This window comes from Kitasatospora sp. NPDC002543 (genome assembly GCF_053594915.1).
Window position 1 is genome coordinate 1 of record NZ_JBSFWR010000018.1, and the last position, 15,411, is coordinate 15,411.

10 protein-coding genes and 1 other RNA gene are annotated in these 15,411 nt (G+C 73.9%); 9 read left to right on the forward strand and 2 right to left on the reverse strand.

Annotated features, from left to right (window positions below; genetic code table 11):
* Nucleotides 1-291: 291 nt before the first annotated feature.
* A complete protein-coding gene (locus tag ACWD4P_RS10745; RefSeq protein WP_359829117.1) occupies nucleotides 292-3,117 on the reverse strand; it encodes an FtsK/SpoIIIE domain-containing protein in 2,826 nt (941 codons plus the stop codon).
* Nucleotides 3,118-3,497: 380 nt separating this feature from the next.
* On the opposite strand from ACWD4P_RS10745, the gene ACWD4P_RS10750 reads away from it, so the two are divergent.
* The 3 genes from ACWD4P_RS10750 to prfB all read left to right on the forward strand — a co-directional run bounded on the left by ACWD4P_RS10750 (nucleotide 3,498) and on the right by prfB (nucleotide 8,219).
* Nucleotides 3,498-5,438, forward strand: coding sequence for a protein kinase domain-containing protein (locus tag ACWD4P_RS10750; RefSeq protein ID WP_449779360.1), 1,941 nt, complete (start codon nucleotides 3,498-3,500; stop codon nucleotides 5,436-5,438).
* A gap of 310 nt (nucleotides 5,439-5,748) precedes the next feature.
* The gene (locus tag ACWD4P_RS10755) at nucleotides 5,749-7,002 is read left to right on the forward strand and encodes a serine/threonine-protein kinase (RefSeq protein ID WP_359825710.1); all 1,254 of its coding nucleotides are present in this window, start codon (nucleotides 5,749-5,751) and stop codon (nucleotides 7,000-7,002) included.
* 104 nt (nucleotides 7,003-7,106) lie between these two features.
* Nucleotides 7,107-8,219, forward strand: coding sequence for a peptide chain release factor 2 (prfB, locus tag ACWD4P_RS10760; RefSeq protein ID WP_359825713.1), 1,113 nt, complete (start codon nucleotides 7,107-7,109; stop codon nucleotides 8,217-8,219).
* Nucleotides 8,220-8,372: 153 nt separating this feature from the next.
* On the opposite strand, the gene ACWD4P_RS10765 is transcribed toward prfB, so the two are convergent.
* Entirely contained in the window at nucleotides 8,373-8,567 is a 195-nt protein-coding gene (locus ACWD4P_RS10765; RefSeq protein WP_049653432.1) for a hypothetical protein, read from the reverse strand.
* Nucleotides 8,568-8,914: 347 nt separating this feature from the next.
* On the opposite strand from ACWD4P_RS10765, the gene ftsE reads away from it, so the two are divergent.
* The 6 genes from ftsE to ACWD4P_RS10795 all read left to right on the forward strand — a co-directional run bounded on the left by ftsE (nucleotide 8,915) and on the right by ACWD4P_RS10795 (nucleotide 15,289).
* Nucleotides 8,915-9,604, forward strand: coding sequence for a cell division ATP-binding protein FtsE (ftsE, locus tag ACWD4P_RS10770; RefSeq protein ID WP_030059730.1), 690 nt, complete (start codon nucleotides 8,915-8,917; stop codon nucleotides 9,602-9,604).
* Between the two features lie 78 nt (nucleotides 9,605-9,682).
* On the forward strand, nucleotides 9,683-10,594 hold the full coding sequence (ftsX, locus tag ACWD4P_RS10775) for a permease-like cell division protein FtsX (RefSeq protein WP_359825716.1): 912 nt from the start codon (nucleotides 9,683-9,685) through the stop codon (nucleotides 10,592-10,594).
* 113 nt (nucleotides 10,595-10,707) lie between these two features.
* Nucleotides 10,708-11,844 carry a S41 family peptidase gene (locus tag ACWD4P_RS10780; protein WP_449779361.1) on the forward strand — a complete coding sequence of 379 codons (1,137 nt, stop codon included), beginning with the start codon at nucleotides 10,708-10,710 and terminating at the stop codon, nucleotides 11,842-11,844.
* 44 nt (nucleotides 11,845-11,888) lie between these two features.
* Entirely contained in the window at nucleotides 11,889-12,365 is a 477-nt protein-coding gene (gene smpB, locus ACWD4P_RS10785) for an SsrA-binding protein SmpB (protein ID WP_449779362.1), read from the forward strand.
* An 86-nt stretch (nucleotides 12,366-12,451) separates the two neighbouring features.
* Nucleotides 12,452-12,833, forward strand: a transfer-messenger RNA (tmRNA) gene (gene ssrA, locus ACWD4P_RS10790).
* A gap of 152 nt (nucleotides 12,834-12,985) precedes the next feature.
* The gene (locus ACWD4P_RS10795) at nucleotides 12,986-15,289 is read left to right on the forward strand and encodes a HelD family protein (protein WP_359825720.1); all 2,304 of its coding nucleotides are present in this window, start codon (nucleotides 12,986-12,988) and stop codon (nucleotides 15,287-15,289) included.
* Nucleotides 15,290-15,411: the final 122 nt, after the last annotated feature.

Genomic DNA, 15,411 nt, shown 5'->3' on the forward strand with positions numbered 1-15,411 from the left:
GCGCATGGGCGCCGTGTGGCCGTTTCGTGATCCTCAAGTTCCGCTCAGATGGGCTGACGGCGCGCGGGCCAGAGCTGGCCGGGGCCGCCGAACGTTGCGGTTCCTGGGGTGGGCGGGTGGGTGAGCACATTCTGCTTTGTTTTGGGCGGGCCCGCGTCCTTGGATGCGGGCCCGCCCATTCTTGTATGTTCCATATTGGCCCGTATGAATTCTTCCCCTGCCGTGACGGTAATCGCGGCAGGGGCAGAGAATTCCACCATGCCTCTTGTGGCCTGGCCTGGGGAATTCGGGTCAGCGGGCGGCGGCGCGTTGGAGGGCGCTGGCGAGGAGGGCGAGGTCGGTGGGGCCGTTGCCGAGTTCGCGGACGGGCCGGCGGGCGGGCGGGGCGCCGAGCTGGAGCGGGTCTATGGCGACGACGGTGGGCCGCAGGGTGGCGGTGCGCGGGATGCGGCCGCTGATCCGGGCGGTCTGGAAGGCGCTGACCCCGCCGTCCGGGAGGCGGAGGTAGCCGCGGCCGGGGGTGTCCTCGGGCAGGGCGGCCGCGTCGCCGAGGTGGATCAGCAGGTCGGAGTCGGCCGGGTCGTCGGTGCGCAGGGCGATGCGGAGCAGCGCGGCCTCGTCGACCTCGCTGCCGGCGCTCTCCTCCGGCCGTCCGGTGGCGACGGCGAGGTGGACGCCGAGCGGCCCGCCGCGGCGGGCGACGGCGGCCAGCGCGCGGGCGAGCGGGCGGCCGACGGGGGAGGTGGGGGAGAGCAGCGCGTCGTAGTCGTCGACGACGACGACCAGCCGGGTGGGGGCGGGCGAGGGCCCGGTCGGCCGGGGGGCTTCCGCGCTGCGCGGCGGGATGATCCGGGGTGTGGTGGCCGCTCCGCCGCCGACGACGGCGGGCACCGGTACGGCGTCCGCCTCCTGCTCGTCCAGGCTCTGTGCGTCCAGGATGCGCGCGGCGTGCCAGGAGGCGAAGTCCAGTCCGTCGAACAGCCGCTCCCGCAGGGCGAGTTCGTCCTCCAGTGCCTCGGCGGCGAGCAGCGCGGCGCGCGGGTCGGCGGCGGCGTTGACCCGCCCGGTGACGTGCGGCAGCTCGGTGCAGCCGTCCAGCCCGTCCTGGCCGTCGGTGACGGCCCGGCCCTCGATGATCGTGACGGTCAGCCGTTCGGGCCGCTCGGAGACGGCGAGCGAGGCGACGAGGGTGCGCAGCAGTTCGGTCTTGCCGGAGCCGCGGGCGCCGCCGATCAGCAGGTGGGGGCCGCCCGGGTCGGGGGAGGGGAGGGTGAGTTCGGGGTCGGCCAGGTCGAGTGTGCAGAGCTCGTCCCGGGTGGTGCCGAGCAGGGCGGTGGCGGCGCCGATGCCCCCGGCGTGGGCCTCCCAGCGGGCGGAGAGCTTGGCCGGGGTGACGGTGTCGAGCTGGAGCAGGTCGAGCAGCCGCAGCGCGTCGGGCAGGGGGCCGCGGGCGGCCGGGACGGCCTCGCGCAGCGGGGCGAGGACCCGGGCCAGCCGTTCGGCCCAGGCGTCGGAGACGGCGTCCAGCGAGACCTCGTGCAGGGTCTCCCGGCCGCGGGCGACCGGGCGGTCCAGGGAGAGCTGGGTGCCGACCTCGCCGGTGATCAGGGCGGTGGCGCCGAGGCCGCGGGGGAGCAGTTCGGGCTGTTCGGCGAGGCAGATCGGGAAGATGCCGACGGCCGGGCCCTGCCGGAGCAGCAGGTCGAGGGCCTGCCGGGCGGTCTCGGTGGCGGGGCGGCCGTCGACCACGACGACGGTGGCGCCGTGGCTGCCGAGGCCGCTGGGGCCGCTGAGCCGGGCGGTGAGCTCGGTGAGCCGGGCGGTGGCCTGTTCGTCGTCGAGGCCGATCAGCAGCCGGCAGTCCTGGCCGTCGACGGGCCGCAGGTGGGGCAGCCACAGGGCCCAGGCCCAGGTGTCGGCGCGGTCCTCGGCTGCGCGGGCCGGGTCGGCGTCGACGACGACGAGACTCAGACCGGTCGGCGGGTGGAGGGCGGCGAGCTGGGCGACGACGGCGCGGGTGAGCGCGTCGAGGCGCTCGCGCGGGCCGCTGAGGCCGAGGCTGCCGGCGGTCTGGAGGTCGAGGGTGACGGGGACGGCGGGCAGCATGGTGCCGGGCGTGGTGCCGGGGCCGCCGGGGCGGTCGGCGGTGCCGAGGCGCAGGGTGAGGGCGTCGGGGTGGCCGGGGCCGCGTTCCCAGAGCCGGGGGCCGGGGCCGACGGCGTTGAGCAGCAGGGTGGCGAGGTCGGGCCAGCGTTCGCGCTGGGCGGCGGTCTGGCGGAGCCGTACCGCGGCGTGGTGGCGTTCGGCGTTCTCCTGGCCGGGCGGTTCGGCGGCGCGGCCGGGCAGCAGGGAGAACAGGCCGCGGCTGCGGCCGGGCGCGGGTTCGGGGGCGGCGGGCGGCTCGAACACGGGGGGTGCGGGCCGGCTGGGGCCGGGGGCGGCGAGTTGGAGGTGGCCGTGGCCGTCCGGCAGGGCGGCGCGGGTGGCCCCGGTGGCTTCGGCCGGGTCGGGGGCGGTCACCTGGAGGGTGGATTCGCCGATCCGCAGGACCGCGCCGGGTTCCAGCGGGACGGCGGCCTCCGGGGGGACGGGCGGGACGAGCCGGCCGTCCAGGGTGCTGCCGTTGGTGGAGCCGAGGTCGCGTACGGAGATCCGGCCGTCGTCGGCGAGGTGGAGGGAGAGGTGCAGCCTGGAGACGTCCGGGTCGTCGAGCGGGACGTCGGCCTCGGCGGAGCGGCCGACCCGGATCTCGCGGCCGTGCAGCCGGTGGACGCCGCCGGCGTCGGGGCCGCCGACGACCCGCAGTTCGGCGGCGGCGGGGGTGTCGTCGGGGTCGTCGGCGGTGGGGTCGGGTTCGTTCAGGCTGAGGACGGCGCCGTCGAGCAGCGGGGGGTGGCCGAGCAGGGTGTGCTCGTCGACGCGGTGCGCCCCGGCGTACAGGTGTACGTGGGTGGCGGCCCGCGGCCCGCGTACGCCCACGGCGCCCGCGAGCGCGCCCGCGATGGCGCCGAGTGCGGTGCCGACGGGCGCGGTGACCAGCACGTCCACGTAGGGAATGGCGGAGCCGGCGGCGGACGGGCCGCTGCGCGGTCGGAGGACGGTCAGCCGGATCTGCATCTCGCCCGCGGGTCCCTTCTGCTGATGTGAAGCCTGGTACCGCTCCCCGGTGCCCCGGGCACCGTTGGGCCACACGAGTGGCGAGTGTCCATCCTGCCATCCGTCGAGGACGGTCCGCGCACCGTACCGGATTTGACGATCTTGCGATCGCCGCTGCGCGGGGGGCGACGGAGGGTCAGGTCGACCGTCCTCGCACGGGGTCCCCGGGACCTTCCCTAGGGGATGTCCCCCAACCCTTCCCCGGACCGTGCGGATGGCCTACCGACGACCTCAAAATCCCGAACGGACACCGTTAGAGTGGCCGCAGACACGGGCCCGGCAGGCTCACCGCACCGGCGGAGGAGCGCCCCGCGCGGGCGGCACGGCGAGGAGTGCGACAGGTGCGGCCAGTCGGCAGCAAATATCTGCTGGAGGAGACCCTCGGACGGGGTGCGACCGGCACCGTCTGGCGCGGCGCGGTGCGCGAGGACGTCCAGGTGCCGGGCTGCGCGCCCGGGCAGCGGGTGGCGATCAAGGTGCTGCGCGAGGAGCTGGCCGCCGACCCCGACGTGGTGATGCGCTTCCTGCGCGAGCGCTCGCTGCTCCTGCGGCTGACCCACCCCAACATCGTCCGGGTCCGCGACCTGGTGGTCGAGGGCGAGCTGCTGGCCCTGGTGATGGACCTGGTGGAGGGCCCCGACCTGGCCCGCTACCTGCGTGCCAACGGCCCGTTCAGCCCGATCGCGGGTTCCCTGCTGATGGCCCAGGTCGCGGACGCGCTGGCGGCCAGCCACGCGGACGGGATCGTCCACCGCGACCTCAAGCCGGCCAACGTGCTGCTCGCCTCCACGGTGGTGGACGGCGCCGAGCGGATGCACCCGCTGCTGACCGACTTCGGGATCGCCCGGCTCGCCGACTCCCCGGGCGTCACCCGCACCCACGAGTTCGTCGGTACCCCCGCCTACGTGGCGCCGGAGTCCGCCGAGGGCCGTCCGCAGACCTCCGCGGTGGACGTGTACGGCGCCGGGATCATGCTGTACGAGCTGGTCACCGGCCGCCAGCCGTTCCAGGGGGACAGCGCGCTCGCCGTGCTCCAGGCCCACCTGGCCCAGGAGCCGCAGCGGCCCAGCACCATGCCGGAGCCGCTCTGGACGGTGATCGAGCGCTGCCTGCGCAAGGACCCGGCCCAGCGGCCCGGCGCCACCTCGCTGGCCCACGCGCTGCGGGTGGTCGCGGCGGGTGTCGGGGTGCACGCCTCCCCGGCGGCGGTGGACGAGGCGCTGGCGGTCGGCGCCCTGCTGCTGCCGGACCCGCAGCCGACGGCCGTCCCCTCCAACCTGCCGCCGATGCCGTCCGCGACGCTGCCGGGCGCCGTGGCCGCGGGTGGCGCGGCGCCGGGCACCGAGGACCGCACCCAGGTGCTGCCGCCGGCCCCGGGCGGGCCGCACTACGACCCGGCCGCGGCGACCCGGGTGATGGGCACCCAGCCGCCGCCCCCGCAGGGCGCCCCGGACCGCACCCGGGTGATGCCGCCCGCGGCCGTGCCGCCGCCCCCGCCCGCCGCGCCGCCGCAGGAGGAGGCGCCGCACCCGTGGCAGACCCAGCTGCGCGCGGCGCGGGACCGCAACCAGCAGACCCAGGTCGGCTACTTCGGCCCGGAGGACTTCGCGGACTACCCGGAGCCGCAGGTCGCCCCGCCGCCCTTCCAGGCCGGTCCGGGGGGCCACCCCGGTCAGGGGCACCGGCCGGGGCCGGGCCAGGGCCAGGGCGCCCCGGGCGGGCGCCCGGGGCCGCAGCAGCCCGGCGGCTACCGCCAGCCGCCGCCCCCGCCCGGCTACGCCCAGCGTCCGCCGGTGGCCCCGCCGCCCTACCAGGCGCAGGGCCAGGGCGGTCAGGGCGTCGGTCCGCGCGGTCAGGGCGGCCAGGGGGGCCAGCGCGGCCAGGGCGGCCGTCCGCAGCCGCCCGGCGGCTACCGGCAGGCCCCGGCCGGGTACGGGCAGTCGCAGGGCGGCTACCCGCCGCCGCCCGCGCCCACCCCGGTGCCGCGCCGGGCCGAGCCGCCGGCCCCGCAGTACCGGGAGGCTCCGCCGCAGCGCCGCGAGGAGCCGTCGGCACCGGGCCGCCGTGAGTCCGGGCCGGCGCGGGAGCCGCGTCCGCGCAGCCGCAACCGGATGTACATCCCGGGGCTCGGCTGCCTCAAGGGCTGTCTGGTGGTGCTGCTGGTGCTGGCCGTGGCCGGGGTGGCGCTGTGGAACTTCACGCCGCTGCCGCACTACTGGGACAACGTGGTGGGCTGGTTCGACTCGGTGCGCGGCTGGGTGGACGCCATCTTCGGCAAGTAGCGCCGTCCCGATCGGATCCGTGCCCGTCCCGATCGGATCCGTGCCCGTCCCGGCTCGGATCCGCGCCCGGGCCGCGCCTCGTCCGGGCCGTCCCCGGGCCCGGCCCGGAGCCGGTCCGGTCTCCGGCCCGCCGGGGCGGCAAGATTGACGCTATGTCGACAATTGGCGAGATTTCTCGGCCGAGACTCCCGCTCCGGGCCGCTCGGGCGGCCCCCGCGGGGCCTCCGGGCGCGTAGGTTGGTCGCTGTTGTCCCGCCCCACCGAGCGCCCCGGACCCCCGGAGCGCTCCCGCGCCGCCCACGGAGCAGCATTGGCACGCAAGATCGGCAGCCGGTACACCGTCCACCAGGTCATCGGCCGGGGTTCGGCCGGGACGGTCTGGCTCGGTGAGGGGCCCGACGGCCCGGTGGCCGTCAAGCTGCTGCGCGAGGACCTCGCCGCCGACCAGGTGCTGGTCGGCCGCTTCGTCCAGGAGCGCACCGCGCTGACCAGCCTCGACCACCCCCGGGTGGTCGGCGTGCGCGACATGGTGGTGGACGGCAGCGACCTCGCCCTGGTGATGGAGCTGGTCCAGGGCACCGACCTGCGCTCCCGGCTGGAGCGGGACGGCGCGCTGCCGCCGCAGACCGCCGCCTCGATCATCGCCGACGTCGCCGACGGCCTGGCCGCCGCGCACGCGGCCGGGATCGTCCACCGCGACGTCAAGCCGGAGAACGTCCTGCTCGACCTCGCCGCCGCCCCCGGCCCGGGCGGCGCCCCGCGCGCCAAGCTCACCGACTTCGGCGTGGCCCGCCTGGTCGACGCCCCGCGCCGCACCCGGGCCACCCGGATCATCGGCACCCCCGACTACCTCGCCCCCGAGATCATCGAGGGCCTGGAGCCGCGCGCCGCCGTCGACATCTACGCCCTCGCCACCGTGCTGTACGAGCTGCTGGCCGGCTTCACGCCGTTCGGCGGCGGCCACACCGGCGCGGTGCTGCGCCGGCACGTCACCGAGCAGGTGCCGCCGATCCCCGGCCTGCCGGACGGGCTGTGGCGGATCATCTCCGAGTGCCTGGCCAAGGCTCCCGCCTCCCGGCTGCGCGCCGCCGAGCTGGCCTCCCGGCTGCGCGAGCAGCTGCCCTCGCTGGCGGGCCTGCCGGTGCTCGCCGTGCCCGGCCAGGGCCGCGCCCCGGCCGAGGAGCAGCTGACCCCCGGCGAGGCCGTCTACGCCGAGGTCGACGCCGGCCCGGGCGTCCACAAGCGCCGCCGCGGCCCGGCCGTCCCGCTGGTGCCGGGCGCCGCCCCGGACTCCACCCGGGACACCCACACCAGCCTGCGCCGCCCGTCCGCCGACGAGCTGGCCGCGTACGCGGTGGAGTCCCGTGCCCAGCGGGTCGCCCCGGGCCACCGCCGGGACCGCCAGGCCCTGCTGCGCCGCCGCCGGCTGCTGGCCGTGCTGATCGCCACCGTGCTGCTGCTGGCGGGCGCCGCCGCGGCCTGGACGGCCTTCGCGGCCACCGTGCCGGACGACGGCCACCCGACCCGTCCGGCGGTGTCGGGCACGGCCCCGCGGGCGCCGTAGCCGGAGCCGTCCGGCGGCCGCGGCGGACGCCGTGACCGGGCCGCCGACTCCGGGGGAACCGGGGGTGTCGTCATGACCACTCCCGGAACCATTACCCTGGGGGCGTGGCAGCCGTCGATCCTTCCGAAGAGCTCAAGAACCTCGATACGACCATGGGGTCGATCGAGGCCGTCCTCGACCTGGACAAGATCCGGGCCGACATCGCGGTCCTGGAGGAGGAGGCAGCCGCCCCCACCCTGTGGGACGACGTCGCGAACGCGCAGAAGGTGACCAGCCGGCTCTCCTTCCTCCAGGGTGAACTGCGTCGGGTCGAGAGCCTGCGCAGCCGCATCGACGACCTGGGCGTGCTCTTCGAGCTCGCCGAGGCCGAGGACGACGCGGACACCCGTACCGAAGCCGAGGCCGAGCTCGTCTCCCTCCAGAAGGCGGTCGAGGAGCTGGAGGTCCGCACCCTCCTGTCCGGCGAGTACGACGCCCGCGAGGCGCTGATCAACATCCGTGCCGAGGCCGGTGGCGTGGACGCCGCCGACTTCGCCGAGCAGCTCATGCGCATGTACCTGCGCTGGGCCGAGCGGCACGGGTACCCCACCGAGGTGTACGACACCTCGTACGCCGAAGAGGCCGGCATCAAGTCCGCGACCTTCACCGTGAAGGCCCCGTACGCCTACGGCACCCTCTCGGTCGAGCAGGGCACCCACCGCCTGGTGCGCATCTCGCCGTTCGACAACCAGGGCCGCCGGCAGACCTCCTTCGCCGGTGTCGAGGTCCTCCCGGTCGTCGAGCAGTCCGACCACGTCGACATCGACGAGGGCGAGCTGCGGGTGGACGTGTACCGCGCCTCCGGCCCCGGCGGCCAGGGCGTCAACACCACCGACTCGGCGGTGCGCATCACGCACATCCCGACCGGCATCGTGGTCTCCTGCCAGAACGAGCGCTCGCAGATCCAGAACAAGGCGTCCGCGATGAACGTCCTCCAGGCCAAGCTGCTGGAGCGGCGCCGCCAGGAGGAGAAGGCGGCGATGGACGCGCTCAAGGACAGCGGCAGCTCCTGGGGCAACCAGATGCGCTCCTACGTGCTGCACCCGTACCAGATGGTGAAGGACGTCCGCACCGCGTACGAGGCCGGCAACCCGCAGGCCGTGCTGGACGGCGACATCGACGGGTTCATCGAGGCCGGGATCCGCTGGCGCAAGCAGCGCGAGACCAGCGCCGAGTAGTCGGCCGCGGGCCGGTGCCGAGCAGCCGGCGCACGGTCCGCGCAGCCGTGAACGACGCAGGAGGCCCCCGACCGCAGTGGTCGGGGGCCTCCTCGCGTGTTCGGGCCGACGGCTCCGGAGCCCGTGCGCCCGGAATCCCGTACGTCCGTGGACTCAGGCCAGTGCCTGCCGCGCGATCAGCGCCACTGCGAGCAGCCCGGCCAGCAGGGCCAGCAGCATCGCGGGGGAGAGCGCGGCGAACGGGCTCTGCTGCTCCTGGATCCGGGCCCGGTTGGCCCGGCACACCGGGCAACGCCCGTCGCTGACGCGGCCGTTGCAGTTGGCGCACACCAGATGGTCGCAGGTCATGCGATCTCCTCCTTGCCTACAGCCAACGCACCGGACGGGGCTTTGGTTCCACGCGCTGCCCTGTACGGGGGAGCGGCCGTGACACGGTCGCCCCCTCCACTCTGCCAGGTTCCGGCGGTTCCGGCTCCCGGGCTGTGAGATGCCTCCCAATATTCTGGGCATAAGTGGACATTCTCCCCCAGGGATCGGTCGTTGTCACGGGCGGTCCCTGCGGGCCGGTTGCCGATTCGCGTATGGTCCGAGTCCGGGAGCGGCCTCTGCGGCTCCTTTCGCCGCCCGCGGACCGGGCCTCCGGGGCGGACCGACCGAGGACTGGCGCCGCCTAGGATGGCCTCCGTGATGCAGCCGTGATCAGATTCGACAACGTCTCCAAGACCTATCCCAAGCAGAACCGTCCCGCCCTGGACAACGTCTCGCTGGAGATCGAGAAGGGTGAGTTCGTCTTCCTGGTCGGCTCGTCCGGCTCGGGGAAGTCCACCTTCCTGCGCCTGTGCCTGCGCGAGGAGCGCCCCAGCACGGGGGCGGTGCACGTGCTGGGCAAGGACCTCGGCAAGCTGTCCAACTGGAAGGTGCCGCACATGCGCCGCCAGCTGGGCACCGTCTTCCAGGACTTCCGTCTGCTGCCGAACAAGACGGTCGCGCAGAACGTCGCCTTCGCCCTGGAGGTGATCGGCAAGCCCAAGAGCGCCATCAACAAGGTGGTGCCCGAGGTGCTGGAGCTGGTCGGCCTCGGCGGCAAGGAGGACCGCATGCCGGGCGAGCTGTCCGGTGGTGAGCAGCAGCGCGTGGCGATCGCCCGCGCCTTCGTGAACCGTCCGATGCTGCTCATCGCGGACGAGCCCACGGGCAACCTCGACCCGCAGAACTCGGTCGGCATCATGAAGCTGCTCGACCGCATCAACCGCACCGGCACCACGGTGCTGATGGCCACCCACGACCAGGCCATCGTCGACCAGATGCGCAAGCGCGTCATCGAGCTCGACAAGGGGTTGCTCGTCCGCGACCAGGCCCGCGGCGTCTACGGGTACCAGCACTGACCGACCAGCGCTGACCCGTGGGGCCGTCGGCCCGAACCGCCAGACCCGGAGCAGTACCAACCCTGGAGTGTTTCCCGCATGCGTGCCCAGTTCGTCCTGTCGGAGATCGGTGTGGGTCTCCGACGCAACCTGACCATGACCATCGCGGTCGTGGTCAGCGTCGCGCTCTCCCTCGCCCTCGCCGGTTCCTCGCTCCTGGTCCGCGACCAGGTGAACTCCATGAAGGGGTACTGGTACGACAAGGTCGAGGTGAGCATCTACTTCTGCACCAAGGCCGACGCCCGGAACTCGCCGCAGTGCGACAAGGGCGCCGCCACCGACCAGCAGGTCCAGGACATCAAGGACCAGCTGGACAAGATGACCTCGGTGGTCCAGTCGTCCACCTACGAGAGCTCCGCCGACGCGTACAAGCACTGGAAGGAGATGAACCCGGACAACCCGCTCATCTCCGTCCTGGGCGCGGACGCCATGCCGCAGTCCTGGCGGGTCAAGCTCAACGACCCGACCAAGTACGACGTGATCCAGAGCGCCTTCGCCGGCAAGCCCGGCGTCAAGTCTGTCGAGGACCAGCGGAAGATCCTGGAGAACCTGTTCGGCCTGCTCAACGGCCTCCAGACGGCGGCCTTCGTGATCATGGTGCTGATGCTGTTCGTCGCCCTGCTGCTGATCGTCAACACCGTCCGGGTGTCGGCGTACAGCCGACGGCGCGAAACCGGGATCATGCGCCTGGTCGGCGCCTCGAACTTCTACGTCCAGATGCCGTTCATCGCCGAGGCGGCGTTCTCGGCGCTGCTGGGCGCGGCGATGGCCTCCGGGCTGCTCATCGGCGGGCACTTCTTCGTCCAGAACTGGCTGGCCGACCGGGTGCAGTTCATCCACTTCATCGGCCTCGGCTCGGTGCTGGCGGTGATACCGCTGCTGATCGTGGTGGGTATGGGCATGGCCGGCGTCGCGGCGTTCTTCACCCTGCGCAAGTACCTCAAGGTCTGATCCCGGACCGCCCCGGCGGCCCCGTACGGCACTGCGCCGTACGGGGCCGTCGGCGTTCCGGGGCCCGCCGTTCCGGTTCGTCCCGCGCGGAGTCGTGTCTACACTCCGGTGCCATGCTGCAAACTCCGCGCAGGACCCGCCAGGTGGCCGCGCTCAGCCTGGTGTTCGGCGCCGTGCTGCTGGCCGGTGCGGCCACCGGCGCCTGGGGGGACCAGACCGACCCGCCGCGCCGGCTCTCCGCCGACACCGCCGGGGCCTTCGGCGGGCTCCCGGCGGACCCGGCCGGCGCCGCGCTGTCCGAGCAGCAGGCCGAGCACCTGCTGGCGGCCGGCGGGGACCGCTGGGGCGCGTACTACAGCGCCCAGGAGTACGCGGAGTTCAGCCAGGGCCTGGACGGCCGGTACCCGGGCGTGGGCCTCTCGGTCGGCCGCGGCCAGGACGGCGTCACCGAGGTCTCCCAGGTCGCGCCGGGCGGCCCGGCCGCGGTCGCCGGGATCGCCCCCGGCGACCGGCTCGTCCGGGTCGGCCAGGACCAGGCCGACCACCTTCCGGTCACCGAGGTGGTGGCGCGGCTGCGCGGTCAGGGCGACGAGCGCCGGGCCGGCTCCGAGGTCACCCTGGCCGTCCGGCGCGGCGAGGGGCAGGAGCGCGAACTGCGGCTGCGGCGCGTGCTGCTGGACAGCCGCCAGGTCACCGCCGAACAACTGGGCAAGGGCGTGCTGCGGGTGACCGTGCGCGCCTTCACCAGCGGCGTGGCCGACCAGGTGCGCGCCGCGCTGCGCGCCCCGCACACCGGCGTGGTGCTCGATCTGCGCGGCAACTCCGGCGGGTTGGTCGACGAGGCCGCCGACACCGCCGGGATCTTCCTGGACGGCGGCGCGGTCGGCTCGTACGAGGAGCGCGGCGAGACCAGGGAGTTGACCGCCCCGCCCGGCGGCGACACGCGCACCCCGCTGGTGCTGCTGGTGGACGGCGGCACGATGAGCGCGGCCGAACTGCTGGCCGGCACGCTCCAGGACCGCAGCCGCGCCGTGGTGGTGGGCTCGCGGACCTTCGGCAAGGGCACCGTCCAGCAGCCCAGCCGGCTCGCCGACGGCGCGGTGCTGGAGCTGACCGTCGGCCGCTACCACACCCCGGCCGGCCGCTCCCTGGACGGCACCGGCCTGACCCCGGACGTCCCGGCGGGTTCGGGCGAGGAGGCCGACCAGCTCGCCCTGCGGGTCTTCGCGGGGCTGGGCACCCGGGCCTAAAGCAGCTGCCCGATCCGGCGTCGAAGTGCGAGAATGACCGCGTTATGGCAAAGGAAACCGGACAGAAGCTGATCGCGCAGAACAAGAAGGCGCGACACGAGTACACGATCCTCGACACCTACGAGTGCGGCCTCGTCCTCACCGGCACCGAGGTCAAGTCGCTGCGCGAGGGGAGGGCCAACCTGGTCGACGGCTACGCCTACATCCAGAACCACGAGGCGTGGATCGACAACGTCTTCATCCCCGAGTACGCCCAGGGGACGTGGACCAACCACGCGGCCCGGCGCAAGCGCAAGCTGCTGCTGCACAAGCTGGAGATCCGCAAGATCGAGACCAAGGTCCGCGACGCGGGCCACACCCTGGTCCCGCTCTCGCTGTACTTCAAGGACGGCCGGGTGAAGCTCGAACTGGCGCTCGCGGTCGGCAAGAAGCTCTACGACAAGCGCCAGACGCTGCGCGAGAAGCAGGACACCCGCGAGACGGCCCGCGCGGTGGCGGCGGCCCGCCGACGCCAGGGTTAATCCGCTGGACCCTCGCCCGTCGCCTCGCGTACTATGGCGCAAGCAACACGGACGATGACCGTCCGAGCTGTTTCTCAACAAAACATGGGGATGATCGGTTTCGACAGGGGATGTTGAAACAGGGGAAGCGAGCCGAGGAACGCGGCAATGATCTCGTAAACCACGTGTCGCAAAAAAATAATCGCCAACACTAAGCGCGATTCCCAGCAGTTCGCTCTCGCTGCCTAATAAGCACCGATAGCGCTTGGGTGTCAGACCGGGGAGTTCCCGACCCGGACCCTGGCATAATCTAGGGAACTCAACCGTCCGCCCGGGCTGCGAGGGCGGATGGGAAATCAAACAGCAGCTGGGCCTGTTGGCGGCTTGTCCGCGTGACCGCCAGGGCCGAGAAAAGCACAGCGGACTGCGCTCGGAGAAGCCCTGAATTAACTCCACTGGACCCGGGTTCGATTCCCGGCATCTCCACCACCCCATGTTGACACCGAAGGCCGTCCTCCGCTCCGCGGAGGGCGGCCTTCGATTTTTGTACGTTCCGGAGCAGCGCGGCCGGGGGGTCGCGGCGTAGGATCATCCGTCCGCTCGTTTTCCGGAGCGGGATTCCCGCCGCTAACACCGAGGCCATGCAGAGCAACACGCCCACCACCCCCGCCACCGACCACGAGACCGTCCGCACGCGCGAGATCGCCGGTGAGCAGCAGCACCTCGACACCGTCTACCACCGGTTGGAGGAGAAGCTCGCCGAGGCCGAGTACATCCTGGAGGACGCCGCCAAGCGGGTCCAGGTCGGCACCCCCGGCGCGCTCGCCGAACGCGACGCCCAGGTCTACCGGGCCGGCGCCCACCTCCAGCGTCTGAACAACGAGTTCGAGGACTTCCTGTTCGGCCGGATCGACCTCCAGCGGGCGGACGCCCCGGAGGAGCACGGCATTCCGTCCGACACCCCGCTCGACCCGGCCGACCCGGTCGTCGCGGAGACCCTCCACATCGGCCGCCTCGGCGTACTGGACGCCGAGTACGGCCCGCTGGTGATCGACTGGCGCGCGCCCGCCGCCGCCCCCTTCTACCGCGCCACCCCGGTCGAACCGGGCCGGGTGATCCGCCGCCGGGTGATCCGCTCCAAGGGCCGCCGGGTGATCGGCGTCGAGGACGACCTGCTGCGCCCCGACCTCACCCCGACCCTGGGCGGCGAGGAGCTGGCGGTGGTCGGCGACGGCGCGCTGATGGCCTCGCTGGGCCGCGCCCGCAGCCACTCGATGCGCGACATCGTCTCCTCCATCCAGAAGGAGCAGGACGAGGTGATCCGCGCCGCCGCCGCGGGCGCCACCCTCGTCACCGGCGGTCCCGGCACCGGCAAGACCGCCGTCGCCCTGCACCGCGCCGCCTACCTGCTCTACCAGGACCGCCGCCGCTACGCGGGGGGCATCCTGGTGGTCTCGCCGACCCCGCTGCTGGTCTCCTACACCGAGGGCGTGCTGCCCGCGCTGGGGGAGGAGGGCCAGGTCGCCATCCGGGCGGTCGGCTCGCTGGTGGACGGCATCGAGGCGGGCACCTACGACTCGCCCGAGGCGGCCCGCGTCAAGGGCTCGGCCCGGATGGTCCAGCTGCTGCGCCGGGCCGCCCGCGCCGCGCTGGAGCTGGGCGCGCCGCAGGAGCTGAAGGTGGTCGCCCGCGGCGAGGTGCTGAAGCTGGACGCCTCCCGCCTGAAGGCCGTGCGGGGCAACGTGGTGGGCTCCGGTGGCACCCCGCTGAACCTGCTGCGCCCGCGCGCCCGCCGGCTGCTGCTGGACGCCCTGTGGCAGCAGGCCACCAGGGACCTGCCGAAGCCGGCCGACCACTACGCCCGCGAGCAGCGCCAGGAGGAGAAGGAGTCCTTCGACGAGTACGTCTCGGACGAGGCGTCGTTCCTGGACTTCCTGGACGCGTGGTGGCCGGCGCTGACCCCACGCCGGGTGCTCGGCACGCTGTGCCGGCACCGGCACACCAACCGGATCGCCCGTCGCGCCGTGACCCCGGACGAGGCCAGGCTGCTGGCCGCCTCCTGGCGCCACCTGTCCGCGGAGGGCGAGGGCGCGCTGTCGGCGCACGACGTCGCGCTGATCGACGAGCTCCAGGTGCTGCTCGGCGAGCCGGCCCGCCCGAAGGTCCGCGAGGTGGACGCGGTGGACCTGCTGAGCGGCCTGGACGAGGTCACCACCTTCGCCGACCGCAGCGCCCGTCAGCGCGACCGCGTGCCGGTCGAGCGCAAGGAGTACGCCCACGTCATCGTGGACGAGGCGCAGGACCTCACCCCGATGCAGTGGCGGATGATCGGCCGCCGGGCCCGGATGGCCACCTGGACGATCGTCGGGGATCCGGCGCAGTCCTCCTGGCCGTTCCCGCAGGAGGCCCAGGCCGCCATGGACGAGGTGCTGTCCGGCAAGCCGCGCCGCCGGTTCACGCTGACCGTGAACTACCGCAACCCCGCCGAGATCGCCGAGGTCGCGGCCAAGGTGCTGGCGCTGGCCGCGCCGGGCACGCCGTCGCCGAGCGCGGTGCGCCACGTCGGCGTGGAACCGCGCTTCGCGGCCGTCACGGACCCCTCGCCGGAGGCCTTCGGCAAGGCCGCCCGGGCCGAGCTGGAGCGGCTGCTGTCCGAGGTGGACGGCACCGTGGCGATCGTGGTGCCGATGGACCGCCGGGAGGAGGCGGCCGGCTGGGCCGAGGGCCTGGGGGCTCGCGCGGTGGTGCTGGGCAGCCTGGAGGCCAAGGGCCTGGAGTACGACGCGACCGTGGTGGCCGACCCGACCGGCATCGCCGGCGAGTCGGAGGCGGGCCTGCGGGTGCTGTACGTGGCGCTGACCCGCGCGACCCAGCGGCTGACCGTGCTCTCCGGCCCGGACGACCTGCCGGACGCGGCCGGCGTGCCCGCGCTGCTGCACGGCTGACGGCCCCTACGGAAGAAGGCCCCTCACCGGCTGGTGAGGGGCCTTCAGACGTTTGAACACCGACCCGCCATGCTCGCCTCGCGGCAAGTGGTCCCTCGAAGGGACGAAGGTTGGGCCCGGGG

What these genes read in the sequence shown, in the direction of transcription:
- ACWD4P_RS10745 (WP_359829117.1), bottom strand. Translation starts at nt 3,117, where the DNA reads ATGCAGATCCGGCTGACCGTCCTCCGACCGCGCAGCGGCCCGTCCGCC.
- ACWD4P_RS10765 (WP_049653432.1), bottom strand. Translation starts at nt 8,567, where the DNA reads ATGACCTGCGACCATCTGGTGTGCGCCAACTGCAACGGCCGCGTCAGC.
- ftsX (WP_359825716.1), top strand. Translation starts at nt 9,683, where the DNA reads ATGCGTGCCCAGTTCGTCCTGTCGGAGATCGGTGTGGGTCTCCGACGC.
- ACWD4P_RS10780 (WP_449779361.1), top strand. Translation starts at nt 10,708, where the DNA reads ATGCTGCAAACTCCGCGCAGGACCCGCCAGGTGGCCGCGCTCAGCCTG.
- smpB (WP_449779362.1), top strand. Translation starts at nt 11,889, where the DNA reads ATGGCAAAGGAAACCGGACAGAAGCTGATCGCGCAGAACAAGAAGGCG.
- ACWD4P_RS10795 (WP_359825720.1), top strand. Translation starts at nt 12,986, where the DNA reads ATGCAGAGCAACACGCCCACCACCCCCGCCACCGACCACGAGACCGTC.